Origin of the sequence: Nocardia blacklockiae (assembly GCF_015477355.1) — a bacterium.
In the GTDB taxonomy this organism is placed as follows: Bacteria; Actinomycetota; Actinomycetes; order Mycobacteriales; family Mycobacteriaceae; genus Nocardia; species Nocardia blacklockiae.
In genome coordinates this window covers 38,586-54,526 of the sequence record NZ_JADLRJ010000011.1, presented here as the reverse complement: position 1 = coordinate 54,526, position 15,941 = coordinate 38,586, and the positions used below count along the sequence as shown (strand labels likewise).

Annotated in this window: 12 protein-coding genes; 4 read left to right on the top strand and 8 right to left on the bottom strand. The window is 70.8% G+C overall.

The window, feature by feature from the left end:
• The first annotated feature begins 74 nt into the window (after positions 1–74).
• Positions 75–311: a hypothetical protein gene (locus IU476_RS27565; protein WP_195104927.1), complete on the top strand. Its 237-nt coding sequence runs from the start codon at positions 75–77 to the stop codon at positions 309–311.
• On the opposite strand, the gene IU476_RS27560 is transcribed toward IU476_RS27565, so the two are convergent.
• The 6 genes from IU476_RS27560 to IU476_RS27535 form a co-directional block, all read right to left on the bottom strand.
• Positions 312–1,592: an XdhC family protein gene (locus IU476_RS27560; RefSeq protein WP_324194357.1), complete on the bottom strand. Its 1,281-nt coding sequence runs from the start codon at positions 1,590–1,592 to the stop codon at positions 312–314.
• A gap of 5 nt (positions 1,593–1,597) precedes the next feature.
• Positions 1,598–3,034 (bottom strand): NCS2 family permease, encoded by a 1,437-nt coding sequence (locus IU476_RS27555; protein WP_195104923.1) that lies wholly within the window; start codon positions 3,032–3,034, stop codon positions 1,598–1,600.
• Between the two features lie 112 nt (positions 3,035–3,146).
• A complete protein-coding gene (locus tag IU476_RS27550) occupies positions 3,147–5,477 on the bottom strand; it encodes a molybdopterin cofactor-binding domain-containing protein (protein WP_195104921.1) in 2,331 nt (776 codons plus the stop codon).
• A complete protein-coding gene (locus IU476_RS27545) occupies positions 5,474–6,844 on the bottom strand; it encodes an 8-oxoguanine deaminase (protein WP_195104919.1) in 1,371 nt (456 codons plus the stop codon). Before IU476_RS27545 ends, IU476_RS27550 begins: the two co-directional genes overlap by 4 nt.
• A complete protein-coding gene (locus tag IU476_RS27540; protein ID WP_195104917.1) occupies positions 6,841–7,317 on the bottom strand; it encodes a (2Fe-2S)-binding protein in 477 nt (158 codons plus the stop codon). The genes IU476_RS27545 and IU476_RS27540 overlap by 4 nt, the downstream gene beginning before the upstream one ends.
• On the bottom strand, positions 7,317–8,186 hold the full coding sequence (locus IU476_RS27535; protein WP_195104915.1) for an FAD binding domain-containing protein: 870 nt from the start codon (positions 8,184–8,186) through the stop codon (positions 7,317–7,319). Before IU476_RS27535 ends, IU476_RS27540 begins: the two co-directional genes overlap by 1 nt.
• Positions 8,187–8,407: 221 nt before the next feature.
• Here IU476_RS27535 and IU476_RS27530 point away from each other — a divergent pair, with 221 nt between their 5' ends.
• Entirely contained in the window at positions 8,408–9,904 is a 1,497-nt protein-coding gene (locus IU476_RS27530) for a PucR family transcriptional regulator (RefSeq protein ID WP_195104913.1), read from the top strand.
• Between the two features lie 10 nt (positions 9,905–9,914).
• Here the strand turns inward: IU476_RS27530 and IU476_RS27525 are convergent, their stop codons facing one another.
• Positions 9,915–10,235: a hypothetical protein gene (locus IU476_RS27525; RefSeq protein WP_195104911.1), complete on the bottom strand. Its 321-nt coding sequence runs from the start codon at positions 10,233–10,235 to the stop codon at positions 9,915–9,917.
• 514 nt (positions 10,236–10,749) lie between these two features.
• On the opposite strand from IU476_RS27525, the gene IU476_RS27520 reads away from it, so the two are divergent.
• Positions 10,750–13,206, top strand: coding sequence for a hypothetical protein (locus IU476_RS27520; protein ID WP_195104909.1), 2,457 nt, complete (start codon positions 10,750–10,752; stop codon positions 13,204–13,206).
• A 264-nt stretch (positions 13,207–13,470) separates the two neighbouring features.
• Entirely contained in the window at positions 13,471–14,652 is a 1,182-nt protein-coding gene (locus IU476_RS27515; protein ID WP_195104907.1) for a PucR family transcriptional regulator, read from the top strand.
• 13 nt (positions 14,653–14,665) lie between these two features.
• On the opposite strand, the gene IU476_RS27510 is transcribed toward IU476_RS27515, so the two are convergent.
• Entirely contained in the window at positions 14,666–15,607 is a 942-nt protein-coding gene (locus tag IU476_RS27510) for an alpha/beta hydrolase (protein WP_195104905.1), read from the bottom strand.
• Positions 15,608–15,941 lie beyond the last annotated feature (334 nt).

Genomic DNA, 15,941 nt, shown 5'->3' with positions numbered 1-15,941 from the left:
CCGCGGCCGAGCGCACAGTGGTGTGGTCACGTCCATCCGACCGGGTCGCACACGCGTCGCCTAGGAGGCGAGCCATGTCGTACCACACCAAGAGTTCCGTCGCGGTCACCGAGCGGCACCGGGAGCTGATCGAGGAGTTCCAGGCCCTGATCGCGAAATACCCGGAGGCCGAGGGCAAATTCGTGCTGGCACACCTGCCGGAAGGGCCGCGGGAGCCGCGACCCGATGCCGCTGCCCACGGGCCGATCGTGTGGGAATGCGAGGCCACCGAGTTCGGATTGGATTGCCGCCCGGTCATTCTGGCGGAGTGACTACCTGCCGGCGGCACCCATCGGCGGCGGACCGACCGCCTCGGCGTCCGTGAAGTGGTGGATCGGCCCGTCGGTGGCCGCCAGCGCGCGGCCGGAGCCGCCGCGCCGCACCGCGACGATCTCGGCCGCCACCGCCACCGCCGTCTCCTCCGGGGTGTGGCCGCCCAGATCCAGTCCGATCGGCGAATGCAGCTGAGCCAGTTCGATTTCGGTGAGACCGGCGGCGCGCAGCCGGGCCAGCCGATCCCGGTGGGTGCGACGCGAGCCCATCGCCCCCACGTAGCCGACCGCCCGCCGCAACGCCACCTCGAGCACCGGGATATCGAACTTGGCGTCGTGGGTCAGCACACAGACCACCGTGCGCGAATCCACCTCGGCCCGCGCGAGATAGCGGTGCGGCCAGTCCACCACGACCTCGTCGGCCTCCGGAAAGCGCGCCGGAGTGGCGAAAACCGGCCGCGCGTCGACGACCGTGACGCGGTAACCGAGGAATTTCCCGATCCGCGCCACCGCCCCCGCGAAGTCGATGGCACCCACCACGATCATCCGCGGCGGCGGCACCCACGATTCCACGAACACCGTGACCGCCGATGCGCCACAACCGATCTCACGCACCCCCGTCGCCCCCGACTCCAGCATGGCCCGCGCTTCGGCGACCACGCGCGGGTCCGCCACAGCCACAGGATCCGTGCTCCCCGCTCCGGCTTCCACCGACTCGATCGCACGCGGGCCTACACGGCGTACCCCACGCACCACGTCGGGCTCCGCTTTCCCTGCCGCCTTGCCAGGATCCACCGACCGCCCCCTATGCCCGATCATCGGCGCATCCTGCGCCGACCGCCCCCTATCGGACTCCGCGGCCTCGGCCCAGTCCGGTCCCACGGCCAGGACCGCGCCGGAGGCCATATCCCGCACCAGCGCCACCGCACCCGGCGTGCGCAACGCCCGCTCGACCACCGCCCCGACCGGCGGCGTGACCGGGTGCACGAAGACGTCCAAGACGCCGCCGCAGGTCAGGCCCACGGCGAAGGCATCGGAGTCGCTGTAGCCGAAGGTTTCCCGCCGGGGGCGGCCGGTGCGCAGCGCCTCTCGGCACAGTTCGTAGACCGCGCCCTCGACGCAACCGCCGGAGATGCTGCCGACGACGGTGCCCGCCTCGTCCACCGCCAGCGCCGCGCCCGGGGACCGGGGCGCGCTGCCCGTGACGCCGACGACGCTGGCCACCGCGTAGCGCCTGCCCTCGGCGTGCCAGCGCCGCAACTGCTCGCTCAACTCGCGCACGGTCCTCACCCGCCCAGCAGCACTTCGAGGCCGGAGATGGCGAAGTAGCCGGCGAACACCACGCTGACCACCCATACCAGCCAATGGATTTCGCGGAACTTCCCGCGCGCCGCCTTGATCACCGCGTACGCGATCAGCCCGGCGCCGACGCCGTTGGTGATGGAGTAGGTGAACGGCATCGCGACGATGGTCAGGAAGGCCGGCACCGCGACTTCCAGGTCGCCCCAGTCGATCTTGCGGGCCTGGGTCATCATCAGCGCGCCCACCAGCACCAGCGCCGGCGCGGCCGCCTGGATCGGCACCACCCCGGCGATCGGGGTGAAAAACACCGCCAGACAGAACAATCCGCCGGTCACCACGCTGGTCAAGCCGGTACGGGCGCCCTCACCGACACCCGTCGCCGACTCGACGTATACGGTGCTGCCCGCACCGCCCGCCGCGCCCCCGATGATCTGCGCGACACCGTCGGTGGTCAGCACGCGGCCCAGTCCCGGCATGGTGCCGCGCTCGTCGAGCAGTCCGGCCTCGTCGCACACGCCGAAGATCGTGCCCATGGCGTCGAAGAATCCGGTCAGCACCAGCGTGAACAGCACCACGCCCGCGGTGAGCGCCCCGGCCCGGGCGAAGCCGCCGAGCGGATCGACGTGCAGCATCAGGCCGAAATCCGGTGCGGCGAAGAACCTTTCGGGCACCTCCGGGACGACCGTGCCCCACGCCTCGGGTGCGATGTCGGCCACCGCGTTGATGAGGATCGCCAGCGCGGTGGCCAGCGCGATGCTGATCAGGATCGCGCCCGGCACCTTGCGGATGTACAGCGCCAGCATCACCAGCAGGCCGACCCCGAACACCAGCACCGGCCAGCCTTGCAGGTGCCCGTCCGGGCCCAGCCCCACCGGCGGTCCCGTCGGCGAACCGTGCCCCACCACGCCCGCCGACACCAGCCCGATCATCGCGATGAACATGCCGATCCCGACACCGATCGCGTTCTTCAACGCCAGCGGAATGGCATTGATGATCATGGTCCGCAGGCCGGTCGCGGCCATGATCACGATGATCACGCCCATCAGCACGACCAGGCCCATCGCCTGCGGCCAGGTCATGTGCGGCGCGGCCTGGTACGCCACCACCGGCACCACGCCCAGTCCCGCGGCCAGCGCCAGCGGCACGTTGCCCACCAGGCCCATCAGGATCGTGGACAGGCCCGCGGCGAACGCCGTGGCGGTGGTGAGCTGCGTGATGCTCAGGTGCCTGCCGTCGATGTCCGTGGCGCCGCCGAGGATCAGCGGCACCAGCAGGATGACGTAGGCCATCGCCACGAAAGTGGTGATGCCGCCGCGGATTTCACGAGAGACGGTGGTGCGCCGCTCACTGAGACGGAACAGCCGGTCGAGGGTGGACCGGCCGCCCGCGGGGCTGGTGGTGCGTGTCTGCACTTGGGTCATTGGCGTGCCCTCCTCGGGGCAGAGCCGACCTGCGGTCCGTGCCGTCGAACGGACCTGGGGTTCGGTTGTGCGGTTGTGGAGGCCGGGTTGCGGACGCCGAACCTCCTGTTGTTCAACAGCTTCGGATGATGTCCGTCGGCCGGACCGGCACCCGGGTGAGGTGTCCGGTGCCGCCGGCGGCCCGGCAGGCGTCGCGCACGGCGGCGACGATCGCCGGCGTGGACGAGAGCGTCGGGGGCTCTCCGGCGCCGCGCAGGCCGTACGGCGCACGCGGGTCGGCGTTCTCGAGGATCTCCAGCCGCTGCGCCGGGGTGTCGAGAATCGTCGGGATGAGATAGTCGGTGAACGAGGGGTTGCGCACCTTTCCGTCGACGACCTGTATTTCCTCCATGACCGCCAGGCCCAGGCCCTGCACGGACCCGCCGTGGATCTGGCCCTCCAGCGACAGCCGGTTCATGATCCGGCCGACGTCCTGGACCGCGTCCAGGGCGACGACCTTCACCAGGCCCAGTTCGATGTCGACGTCCACCACGGCGCGGTGCACGCAGACGGCGAGCTGGGTGTGGCTGTCGCCCTGCCCGGTGACGGGGTCCATGCCGGTGGTCGGGTGGTGCTGGAACACGCGGGTCTCTTCGACGAACCCCTCATCGAGTACGTCGACGATCGCCACGAGCACCGCACCGGTGTCCGAAACCACCTTGCCGCCAACCAGTTTCGCCGCCCCGGTGTGGCCCTTCGCGACGGCCCGCGCGAGCACCTGCGCCCGCACCGCCTCGCAGGCCGCCTTGACCGCGCCGCCGGTCATGTAGGTCTGCCGCGACGCCGAGGAGGAACCGGCGTCGCCCACCCCGGTGTCGGCCGGGTGGATGGTCACCCGCTCGATGCCGAGTTCGGTCCTGGCGATCTGCGCCTCCACCGTGACCAGGCCCTGGCCGACCTCGGCCGCGGCGGTGTGCACCAGCGCGACCGGTTCGCCCGCGACGACTTCCAGCCGCACCCGGGCGGTGGAGTAGTCGTCGAAGCCCTCGGAGAAGCAGATGTTCTTGATACCGACGCCGTAGCCGACGCCGCGCACCACGCCCTCACCGTGGGTGGTCTGCGACGCGCCGCCGGGGAGATTGCGAATGTCGTTGGTGTCCAACGCTTCCGGCAGCGGCATCGCCTCGAGTTGGCCGAGCATCTCGCGCAGCGGCGTCGGCGCGTGCACCACCTGCCCGGTGGCGAGCCTGGAACCCTGTGCGACGACATTGATCTGGCGGACGTGCACGGGATCCATGCCGAGCGCGTCGGCCAGCTTGTCCATCATCGACTCGTGCGCGAAACACGCCTGCACCGCGCCGAATCCGCGCATGGCGCCGCACGGCGGGTTGTTGGTGTAGACGCCGTACGCGTCGATCTCGAGATGCGGCACCTCGTAGGGGCCCAGCGCCAGCGAGGACGCGTTGCCGGTGACGTTGAGCGTGGCGGACGTGTACGCGCCGCCGTCGAGCACGATCTTCACCTTGGCGAAGGTGAGCCGGCCGTCGCGGGTGGCCCCGTACTCGTACCACAGCTGCGCCGGATGCCGGTGCACGTGACCGAAGAACGACTCCTCGCGGTTGTAGACCATCTTGATCGGCCGGCCGGTGTACATCGCCAGCATTCCGGCGTGGATCTGCATCGACAGGTCCTCGCGGCCGCCGAACGCGCCGCCGACGCCGGCCAGGGTCATGCGGATCTTCTCCGCCGGCAGCCGCAGGCACGGGCCGATCTGGGACAGGTCGTTGTGCATCCACTGGGTGGCGACGTAGAAGTCGAGCCCGCCGTCCTCGGCCGGGACGACCAGGCCCGATTCGGGTCCGAGGAAGGCTTGGTCCTGGATGCCGACCTCGAACTTCTCGGCGACGACGACGTCGGCGAGGGCGCGGCCCACCGCGAGGTCGCCGACGCGCACGGGCTGGTGGCGCGCGATGCCGCCGCGCTCCTGCACCCGGTGGCCGTCCGGATCCGCCACCACCGCAACGGGATCGGTGATCGGCTCCAGCACCTCCCACTCGACCTGGATGGCCTGCACTGCGCTCCGGGCGATCTCGGGGTGGTCGGCGGCGACCAGCGCGACCGGCTCCCCCTGATGACGCACCTCGCCGATCGCCAGCACCGGCTGATCCCAGGTGTGGTCGAGGCCGTAGTGCTTGCGGCCGGGCACATCCTCGTGGGTCAGTACGGCGTGCACACCCGGAAGCGCCACCGCCGCAGTGATATCGATGGCGGCGATGCGGGCCCGCGGGTGCGGGCTGCGCAGGGTCGCGCCCCACAGCATGCCGTCGGCCCACAGATCGGAGGAATAGGCGAACTCGCCCTTCACCTTCAACGTCCCGTCGGGGCGCAGCGGGCTCTCGCCGACACCGCCCTTGCCCGGTGCGGCCACCTCGGTCGGGAACCGGGTCGATCGGGTGGAAGTCATCGGTCCTCCTCGGCCAGCAGTCGCCGGCGGGCGGCGGCTCCGGCGCGCGCGGCCGCGTCCGGGGACACCGTGCGCAGTTCGTCGTTTTCTACAACCGTCCGCCCGCCGACCAGCAGTCGCGCCAGCGGCGGCGTGGGCCCGAACACCAAGGCGCACACCGGGTCGGCGAGGGCCGCGCGGAAACCGTCGACCCGCCACACGGCGATGTCGGCCAGCTTGCCGGGCTCCAGACTGCCGATCTCCTTGTGACGGCCGAGATTTCGGGCACCACCCAGGGTGGCGATGCGGAGGGCCTGGCGGGCGGTGAGTGCCTGCGGGCCGTGCACCGCGCGCTGGAACAGCATGGCCTGCCGCATCTCTCCGGCCATCGAGGTCAGCTCGCTGGAGGCGGCGCCGTCCACCCCGAGCCCGACCGGCGCGCCCGCGGCCAGCAGGTCCGACACCCGCGCGATCCCCGCACCCAGCCGGGCATTGGAACTCGGGCAGTGCGCCGAGCCGCTGCCGGTGTCGGCGAACCGCCGAATGTCCTTGTCGTGCAGATGCACCGCGTGCGCGAACCACACGTCGTCGCCGAGCCAGCCGAGCTTCTCCATGTACTCCACCGGCGTGCAGCCCACCTGCTCGAGGCAGTGCTGTTCCTCGTCGAGGGTTTCGGCGAGGTGGGTGTGCAGGCGCACGCCCTTGTCCCGGGCCAGCACCGCGGACTCGCGCATCAGGGTCTCGGTCACCGAGAACGGCGAGCACGGCGCGACCGCGACCCGCAGCATCGAGTCGAAGGCGGGATCGTGATACCTGTCGATGGTTTCGGCTGTGGCGGAGAGGATTTCGTCGGTCTTCTCGACAACCTCGTCCGGCGGCAGGCCGCCGTCGGACTGCCCGCGGTCCATCGAACCGCGGCAGGGATGGAAACGCAGCCCGACCTCGGCGGCGGCGCGCACCTCCGCGTCGAACAGGTCGCCGCGGCCCTTCGGGAAGATGTAGTGGTGGTCGGAGGAGGTGGTGGCGCCGCTGGTCGCGAGCCAGGCCAGGCCCGCGGTGGCCGCGCCGTAGGTGATCTCCGCGTCGAGACGGGACCAGGTGCGGTACAACCCGGTCAGCCATTCGAACAGGGTCGAATCCTGGTACAGGCCCTGGGTCGCCCACTGATAGAGGTGATGGTGGGTGTTGACCAAGCCGGGGGTGACCAGGCAGCCGGTGGCGTCGAGGCGCTCGGCGCCCTCGGTGCGCGGGGCGGTGCCCGCGCCGAGCGCGGTGATCCGGCCGTTCTCCGCGATCAGGTACCCGTTCTCGATCTCCTCCCCCACAACCGGTGCGAGGTAGGCGTTTTCGATGACGATTCGACGTGCCGACTCGGTGCGTTCGGTCATTCGATCACCGCCTTCCGCGCGGCCGCGAGGCGGACCGCGTCCAGGATCTTCTCGTAACCCGTACAGCGACAGAGGTTTCCGGCCAGCGCCTCGCGGATCTCGGCGTCCGAGGGTTCCGGCGTGCGCTCGATCAGGTCGTGCGCCTGCACGATCAGGCCGGGCGTGCAGAACCCGCACTGCACGGCGCCGGCCTCGACGAACGCCTGCTGCACCGGGTCCAGCGTGCCGGTCGCGCCGCTCAGGCCCTCCACCGTGCGCACCGAGCGACCGTGCGCCTGCCCGGCCGCGACCAGGCACGAGCACACCGGCACACCGTCCAGATACACTGTGCACGAACCACATTCGCCTTGTTCGCAGGCGTTCTTGGAGCCCGGCAGGCCCATCCGCTCGCGCAGCAGGTACAGCAGACTCTCGCCCTCCCACACGTCGTCGGCGTGCTCCTGCGAGCCGTTGATCTCGAACCGCACCCGCATCAGGCCGCCCTCCGCCGCGCCGTCAGATCGTTCCAGGCCCAGGTCAGCGTGCGGCGCGCCAGCACCGACAGGGCATGCTTGCGATAGTCGGCGGTGCCGCGCACATCGTCGATGGGGCGGGCCGCGGCCGCGACCAGCGCACCGAATTCGCGGCCGACCGCCTCGGTCAGCGGGGCCGGATCGTCCCACGGCAACGCCTCGGCCAGAAATCTCTCGGCCTCGGCCGCGCGCAGCGGGGTGGGCCCGGCCGAGCCGATGCCCGCGCCCGCACCGCGCCGCTCCGGACGCAAGGCGACCGCGAACGAGCACACCGCGATCACCATGGCATTGCGGGTTCCGACCTTCGAGAAATACTGCGGACCGTCGGCCGGTTCGAGCCAGATCGCGCGAATCAGTTCGTCGGGTTCCAGCGCGTTCTTCTTCACCCAGACGTAGAAATCGTCGATCGGGATCATGCGAGTGCCGCGCGCGGCGGATTCCACCTCGATCACGGCGCCCGCGGCCAGCAGCGCCGGATGACTGTCGCCGGCCGGGGACGCCGCCCCGAGATTCCCGCCCACCGAGCCGCGATTGCGGATCTGCGGCGAACCGACCGTGCGCGCCGCCTGCGCCAGCGCGGGCGCCTGACCGCTCAGATCGCGAATGACCTGGACGTACGGGACCGCCGCGCCCAGCCGCAGCCGCCCGCCGACGCGCTCGGCGCGGGCCAGTTCCCGGCACGGATTCAAATCCAACAGCGCCGCGGGCCGCGCCTTGTCGAAATTCAGCTCGACCATCACATCGGTGCCGCCTTGAATCGGCGTGGCCTGCGGATGGGCGGCCTTCATTTCCAGCGCCTCCGCCCAGTTCCCGGGTCGCAGGAATTCCATCGTCACTCCTTCCCGCCGTCCGCGGCCGGATACCCGGGCACCTGCTGCGCCATCGGTCCTCCCTCGGGTCGATCGGTGTTCCCCGAGTACACCCGGCCGGCGCGGGCGGCGGCCACGACCGGACCGACGAACTGTGCGCCAGTTCACAGGACGGTATTTGTATTTATCTCCAAGCGAATGGCGACGGTGTTTCCGAGCGCGGGCTGTTAGCGTCGAAAATCATGCGGCTGCGTTCCCTGCTCACCATGGACCTGGGGCTCGAGCTCGTCACCGGGGAGGAGGAGCTCGACCGGTTCGTGCGCTGGGTCGTCACCCAGGACCTGCCCGACCCCAGCCGGTACCTGTCCGGCGGCGAGCTGGTGCTCACGGGCATGCAGTGGCGGCGGACCCCGGCCGACAGCGAGCTGTTCGTCGGCGCGCTCGCGCGGGCGAAGGTGGCGGCGCTGGCCACCGGCGACGCCCGCTACGGCGCCCCGCCCGACGACGTGGTCGAGGCCTGCCGCCGGCACCGGATCCCGCTGTTCCGGGTGCACGAGTCGGTGGCGTTCGCGACGGTCACCGAGCGGATCACCCGCGACCTGTCCACCGGGCGGGCGGCGGACCTGTCGGCGATCCTGGACCGGCATCGGCAGCTGGTGTCCGGGACCGGCCTGGGCTCGGTGCTGGAACTGGTCGAACGCGATCTCGGAATGCGCTGCTGGGTGCTGTCCTCGACCGGGCGCGTGGTGGCCGGACCGCCGCAACGCCCGCCCACCGCGGTCGTCACCGCCTTCCTCGGCGCGCGCCGCCTGCCGTGCGTGACCACCGTGGCCGGGCGGCCGTACTCGCTGTTCGCCGTGGACGAGTTCGGCACCTCCCGGGCGGCGGACTGGCTGCTGGTCTTCGACGGCGACTGGTCCGATTGGACCGAGGAACGCCGCGCGGTGACCGGCGAACTGGCGGCGGTGGTGTCCCTGGAGCGCGCCCGCCAGGACGACCGGCAGAGCGCCGAGGGCCGGTTGGCCGAGGAACTGGTCCAGCTCATCGTGTCCGATGCCAAACCCGCGGAGATCATTTCGCGGCTGCAGCTGACCGGCCTCGGTTCGTCGGACAGCTACGTCGCGGTGGCCGCGGCCGCCGAGGACGGCTTGCGGCCCAGGGAGTTACGGTCACTGCTACGCGAAATCCTCTACGGCGCAACGCCTGCCGCCGGAGTCGTGGACGGCGAGGCGATCGCGCTGGTGCCGACCGACCGGTCCGTGCTCGACGTCATCCACGCCGCCCTGGACACCCTCGAGCCGGGCCTGGGCGGCAGCCGGCTGTCGATCGGGGTGAGCGGGATCGTCGACGGCGAATCGCTGCGCGGCGCGGTCGACGAGGCGCGCCACGCCCGCCGGGTGGCCGCCGACCGGCACCGGCCCGCCTGCGTGGTCGGCCACGACGAACTGGCCACCCACATGATGCTGCTGGCGAGCGTGCCCGACGAGGTGCGCCGCATGTTCCGCCTGCGCCTGCTCGACCCGCTGACCACCTACGACCGCACCAACAACGCCGACCTCGTGCACACCCTGGAGACGTTCCTGGAGGCCTCGGGCTCGTGGGCGCGCAGCGCCGAACTGCTGCACGTGCACGTGAACACGCTGCGCTACCGCATCGCCCGCATCGAGGAGCTGACCGGCCGCGACCTGTCCCGCCTGGCGGACCGCGTCGACTTCTTCCTGGCGCTGGCCCTGCGCTGAGCGTTGTGAGTCAAGAGGGTGCGGGCGGGCGGCGGTCCAGCTCCCAGGCGGGCAGCGCGGCGGTCACCGACAGCATCGCCAGTCCGGCGTCGCGGATCATGTGGTCGAGCCCGGCCAGGATCTCGGTGAGCGCGGCCTCGGTCTTGTCCAGCCGCACAGCCGGTGGCTCGTCGCCGTCGAACACCGCGCCGATGGCGTCCAAGCGCAGCCCGACATCGAACAGCTGCCGCACCAGCTGATCGGCGATGCCCGCGAATACGGCGGTATGACAACGACATTCGTTCGGCCGGTCGATGCAGCCGAGTAGTGGTTCGTCATAGCATTCCCACATAGTGCCTCACTTCCCGCCCGCGCGGCCGCGCGGCACACACTCGCGTCCGCGTTGCCGGCGGCAGTGGTCGGGAAATGCCGGGGGCCGCCCGCCTGGTTGCGGCCGGCTCACGAAACCGACAATTCCGATACCGCTCAGGTATAACCCGCTACCCGAGGGGATAAACACCGGTGCACAGGGGTGAAATACCCGGAAAACGCAGAAGCGCAACGGATTTCGCGTCTCCGACGGATGATATGACACCGAAACGGCGGTCAGCGGGACTTGCCCGCCGCCGCCGGAGGCGGTGAACCCGAGGTGAACGCCGGGAGTCACATCGGAGGCGAAATGTCAACGGGTCGCGGCGTTCTCGGAGTGCATTGTTCACCGCTCGGAAGGTGGTCGTTCATACCACCGGGTTAGCGTGCGGAGGTCGTTTCCGGGGACTGTCGAGCAGCCCCGAAGGGTCCCGACCGTCATGCTCATCCCGCACGCGCCGTGCCTCGCCGCGGCCTGCGTAGAAACGAAATTGGTTGTGGCACTCGATAACCGGAAAGCGAATGGCTGGCACGCGGCGCCCCCGGACCTGTCCGAGGCGGTGCGGCGGTGCCGGGCGTGGATCGTCGCGACACGACGACGACGCTGGACCACGGGAATTCTGTCCTGCCTGTTCCTCATGCTCGTCTGCCCGGGCCTGCTGGGCACCGCGGCCGCGGCCGAGACCAGCACCCGCACCGCCGGATCGTCGGTGGGCAGCGCGCTCGGCTGGACCCACGTCGCCGACTCCTCGGGCGTCGAGGCGGCCAACTATCTGTTCGCCACCGATCACGGCGGCATCCTCAGCCCGGGCAACACCGCGCTGTCGGTGGTGATCGGCCTGGAGTTCGCAGGCTGGAAAATCATTGTCGTCACGGCGATCTGGCTGATCGGCTACGCGCTGAGCTTCCAGTGGCTGAACCTGCTCGCCAAGCCGCTGCTCGCGGTCGGGCACAGCCTCACCGGTCAGCTCGCGACGCCGATGATGCTGGTGACCGCCGCGACGATCGGCGCGGTCTGCGTCGCCTGGTTCGTCGCGCGCGGCTTCTACTCCAAGGCCACCATGCAGGTGGTGACCATGCTGATGGTCGCCGTGCTGGGGCCGATATTCCTCGCCGAGCCGCTGGCCGACGTGCTGTCCTCGGACGGATGGCTCTCGCAGGGAAGGGATCTCGGCATCTCGGTGGCGGCGGGGCTGAACGGGGACGACACCCGCGATCCCACTCACCTGGTCGCGACCATGCAGGCCACTCTCACCGACAACACCGCCCGGCGACCCTTGCAGGTGTGGAACTTCGGGCACGTGATCGACGAGCGCCCGGCGTGCCGCGCCGCGTGGTCGGCGGCGGTGGCGTCGGGCAGCGAGGAGCGGGTCAAGGGCGGCATCCAGGCCTGCGGCGACTACGCGGCGCGGGCGTCGATGGACAACCCGAACTTCGAGCAGATCGCCACCGGTCTGCTGCTGCTGATCTCCGGGGCGATTCTGCTGTTGTTCGGGGCGGTGCTGGCGCTCAAGGTGATCCGGTCCGCGCTCGACACCGTCTATCACGGGCTGATGTCGATATTCGGTTTCGCCGCAGGCGGTTTCGTGTACGGGCCCACACAGACGTTCCTGATCCGCAATGTCGTCGACAGTTTCGTCGCCGCGCTGCGCATGACGGTCTACACCATCTTCCTCGGGGTCTACATGCTGATCCTGGGTGACCTGTTCCGGATGGCCGGTGATCAGGTCATGGTGGTGTTCGTGGTCGGGGCGATCGTGGAGGTCGTCGCCATCTTCCAACTGAGAAAGCTCAGCAAGAGCCTGGACAACGGCAACGAGTGGATCGCCAACCGGTTCGCGCTGGCCGCCCAGGGCGCGCGGTCGTCCGGGGGCGGTTCGGGCGGGGGCGGCAAGGCCCTCGGCATGGGCACGATGACCGCCGGGCATTCGATGAGTTCGAGTCTGCTGCCCGCCCTCGCGGCGGTCAGCACCGTCAGCAATTCGCCCGCGACCGAATGGCTGTTCGGCCGGACCCGCTCGCCGTTGCGGCCGCACGCGCGTCTGGAACGCGCTGCGCAGCAAGGGCAGTGGGGTTTCTGGGCCTCGCCGGGCGTGGGCGGGTCGTCGGGCACCTACGCCCGCTCGTACGAGAAATGGACACAATTCGAGCAGGGCGCCCGCGAGGCCGCCTTGCAGAACGGCGGCATCAACACCTTCCGCGGTGCCGCCGCGGCGTTGCAGGGCCTGGAGGACTTCGGTGGCGGCGGCAGCGACGCGTGGGCGGTGCTGCGGTCCATCGGCTTCACCGACCAGAACATCATGCGGCACTCGATCCGCTCCTGGGAGATCGTCGACGCCAACGCCGACGACGAGACGCTCGCCGACAAACACCTCGGTCACGTGGTGGCCGCCGCCAAACGTGCCCAGGAGTCGGCGAACAACCTGGTGAACGGCCGCGGCAGCGCCGAGGAAGCGGCCGCGGACATGGCGACGCTGCAAGCCGCCGCGTTCCGCTTCCAGCGCGCGAACCCCTTGGGCGTCACCCTCGACGGCGGCGCCTACACCGGGGAGCAGCAGGCCTTCATCGACGACTACATGCGCGACCCGACGATGGCGAAGATCAAACAGTTGCAGGGACTCGCGGACGGCGACATGGCGCAGGCCACCGGCACCCTCGCGAATGTCGGCGGCCGGGACGGCGCCGGGCGCATCCTGGCGGCCATCGGCAATCGCCACGGCAACGAGGTGCTGGATTCGGTCAACCAGGTGCTGCGCGACCCCGGCAACTACCAGTCGCTTCGAGACGCCAGGCAGCGGATCGCCGCCGCCAGCACCACCGACCAGTGGGCGTCCGGCCGCTCCCGCACACCGTGGAACTCGCTCGCCACACCCACCGCCTCCCCACCGACCCGCGCGTGGCAGGACGCGTGGCGACGCGCGATGAGCGGCGAATTCGCCCGCCTGCTCCGATGAGATCGCGCGTCCAGGACGCGTGGCGACGCGCGATGAGCGGCGAGTTCGCCCGGCTGCTCCGATGAGGTCCGTTGCGCGTAGCAGGACGCGCGGCGGCCGCAATGAGCGGCGGATTCGCCCGCCTGCTCCGATGAGGTTGCGCGTGCAGGACGCATGGCGGCACGCGATGAGCGGCGAGTTCGCTCGGCTGCTCCGGTGAGGTCCGTTGCGCTGGCGTGGCCGTGCGGCAGGTCGCGGCGGGAGCGCGCGGTAGCGTGCATTCCCATGGCCGCGCCCCACCCACCCCTCTCGACGCCGGGGATTCGGACGCTGGCGGACGCGTGCCGCGCCGACATCCCCCGGCTTACCCAGCGGCTGATCTCGGCGATCTTCACCGACAACCCCGAGTGGACCGACTACACCTCGGTGCCGCGGGCGGATCTGCAAGACGGCTGCCGCCGCTATCTGACCCGGATCCTCCAATTACTGGGCGGCGAACCCGGCGATCCCGAACGCGACGACGTGGCGGCATCGATCGGCCGTCGTCGCGCCGAGCAGGGCGTCCCGCTGGAGGCGATGCTGCGCACGTTCCGGCTCGGCGGCGGCATCGTGTGGGAGGCGCTGCTGGACAAGGCCGAACAGGCCGGGCCGCAGGAGATCCGCGAGGCCGGCACGGCCATGTGGACGGTCATCGACGGATTGTCCTCCGCGCTGGTCACCTCCTACCGCAACACCGAACTCGAGCAGGTGCGCCGCGACGAGCGCCGCCGGCACGCGCTGATCGAGGATCTCCTGGCGGGCCGCGCGCACGACGCCGGGTTCGCGGCCCGGGTGGCGCGGGAACTGAACCTGCCGAGCCAGGGGGCGTACCTGGTGGTGGCCGCCCGCGGCGACGGCCGCCCCCTGCGCGCCGGGGCCGAGACCACGCTGTCCGCGTTGGGAATCCGCTCGGTCTGGCACGACCACATGGACACCACGATCGGCCTGGTGGCGCTCGAGCACCGCGACAGCGACGCTGTCCTACGACATCTGCGCCCCCTGGTGCGCGGGCGGGCCGGGGCCTCGCCCGCCGTGCCCGGCCTGGCGCAGGTGGACGCGGCGCACGCGTCGGCGCTCACCGCGCTGGAGACGCTGCCCGGCGACGCGACCGGCCTGGTGTCACTGGACGAGCGCTACCCCGAGGCGCTGCTCACCCGCTCCCCCGATCTCACCGATCTGCTGGTGGCGCACGTTCTCGGTCCGGTGCTCGAGCTGCCCGAGAAGGAGCGCGACATCCTGTTGCAGACCTTGGCGACCTGGCTGGCGGAGAACTGCTCGGCCGCCAACGCCGCCCCGCTGCTGCACTGCCACCGCAACACCGTGATCAACCGGCTGCACCGGATCTCGGCACTGCTGCACCGCCCGCTGGAGGGCCAGCGCGCCTACGTGGAACTCTCGCTGGCGCTGGCGGCCCTGCACTTGCCCTGAGCGCGAAGCGGTTTCACGCCCCGAGCGCGGCGGCCAGATGCGGCCAGGAATCGTGCAGGTCGGCCTGGAACTGGCCCCAGGTGTGCGCGCCCTCCGGGCGGTTCACGTGGATCGCCGGCACGCCGAGCTGGGCAAGCCGTCCCGCGAAGGCGGCCGTGCAGGTGCTGGCGATCGCCTCGACCGGCGGGAACGGCAGGCCGCCCCGGTCGATCTCCCCGGGTGTGCCGGTCGCCGCCGACAGGTAGACGGTCTTGCCCGCGAGCGCGCCGGCGTGCGCGAACGCGTCGTGCGCCTGCCAGCCGCCGGTGCCGGGGAAGCCCCACATGTTGCCCGGATTGGCGCCGCCGCGGGCGACCTGCGCGGAGATCAGGCCGATCCCGGCCGGGTCCGCCGACCACGGGCAGCCGCTGTAGGCCGCGACCGCGTCGTAGCGACCGGGCGCCTGAATGGCCAGGTCGATCGCGGACGCGGCGCTCATCGAGACCCCGGCGACGGCATTGCGGCCGGTGCTGCCCAGATGGGCGTCCAGCGCCGAGGGCAGTTCCTGGGTCAGGAAGGTCTGCCATTTGCCGCGGCCGACCACCGGATCGTCGGAGTGCCAGTCGGTGTACATGCTGTAGGCGCCGCCGATCGGCATCACCACGTTGACGTGCTTGTCGGCGAAGAACTGCCGGACATCGGTGTCGTCCCACCAGGAGATGCCGTCCAGCCCGCCGCCGATGCCGGTGAGCAGGTACAGGGTGGGCGCGGGGCCGCCTGCCGCGCGAATCACCCGGCTGCTGATCACCTGACCCATCGCGGGCGAGTACACGTCCACCTGCGAGACCGACCCGCCCAGGGGATTCTCGCCGACCACCCGGGCCTCCTCCGCCGCGGCCGGGGACGCTGATAACGAACACAGTGCGACGGCGCCCATCAGCACGGTCACGAGCGCGGCCGACCACCTCGAAGCCATCACCATTCCGTTGTACGCCGGAAGATCACCCGCGCGCAGCCATCCGCGAAAGATCGCAGGCCCCCGCGCGTGTCGCGGCCGAACGGCTTGCGCGACAACCGGATAGCAGCAACCTCCGGCCCGGCCGGGCTGAACAGCCACAGAGCGTTTCACAACACCCGCAGGTCCCGATTCGGCAACCTTTCGGCATCACTCCGCAGCTTCCGCCCGACACGGAGAACTCCCAACGACTCGCGTGGGCGGATTGGGCGCAGAGCCCATTTTCGGCACCCGATTCCTGGGCTTCGGAGTCATTGTTTGTGCACTGGGTGGCGACCAGACTCGTTCCCGATGA

Bases quoted from the DNA above. Each gene is read 5' to 3' on its own strand.
- IU476_RS27565 (WP_195104927.1), top strand. From the start codon at position 75: ATGTCGTACCACACCAAGAGTTCCGTCGCGGTCACCGAGCGGCACCGG.
- IU476_RS27555 (WP_195104923.1), bottom strand. From the start codon at position 3,034: ATGACCCAAGTGCAGACACGCACCACCAGCCCCGCGGGCGGCCGGTCC.
- IU476_RS27550 (WP_195104921.1), bottom strand. From the start codon at position 5,477: ATGACTTCCACCCGATCGACCCGGTTCCCGACCGAGGTGGCCGCACCG.
- IU476_RS27545 (WP_195104919.1), bottom strand. From the start codon at position 6,844: ATGACCGAACGCACCGAGTCGGCACGTCGAATCGTCATCGAAAACGCC.
- IU476_RS27540 (WP_195104917.1), bottom strand. From the start codon at position 7,317: ATGCGGGTGCGGTTCGAGATCAACGGCTCGCAGGAGCACGCCGACGAC.
- IU476_RS27535 (WP_195104915.1), bottom strand. From the start codon at position 8,186: ATGGAATTCCTGCGACCCGGGAACTGGGCGGAGGCGCTGGAAATGAAG.
- IU476_RS27530 (WP_195104913.1), top strand. From the start codon at position 8,408: ATGCGGCTGCGTTCCCTGCTCACCATGGACCTGGGGCTCGAGCTCGTC.
- IU476_RS27525 (WP_195104911.1), bottom strand. From the start codon at position 10,235: ATGTGGGAATGCTATGACGAACCACTACTCGGCTGCATCGACCGGCCG.
- IU476_RS27515 (WP_195104907.1), top strand. From the start codon at position 13,471: ATGGCCGCGCCCCACCCACCCCTCTCGACGCCGGGGATTCGGACGCTG.
- IU476_RS27510 (WP_195104905.1), bottom strand. From the start codon at position 15,607: ATGGCTTCGAGGTGGTCGGCCGCGCTCGTGACCGTGCTGATGGGCGCC.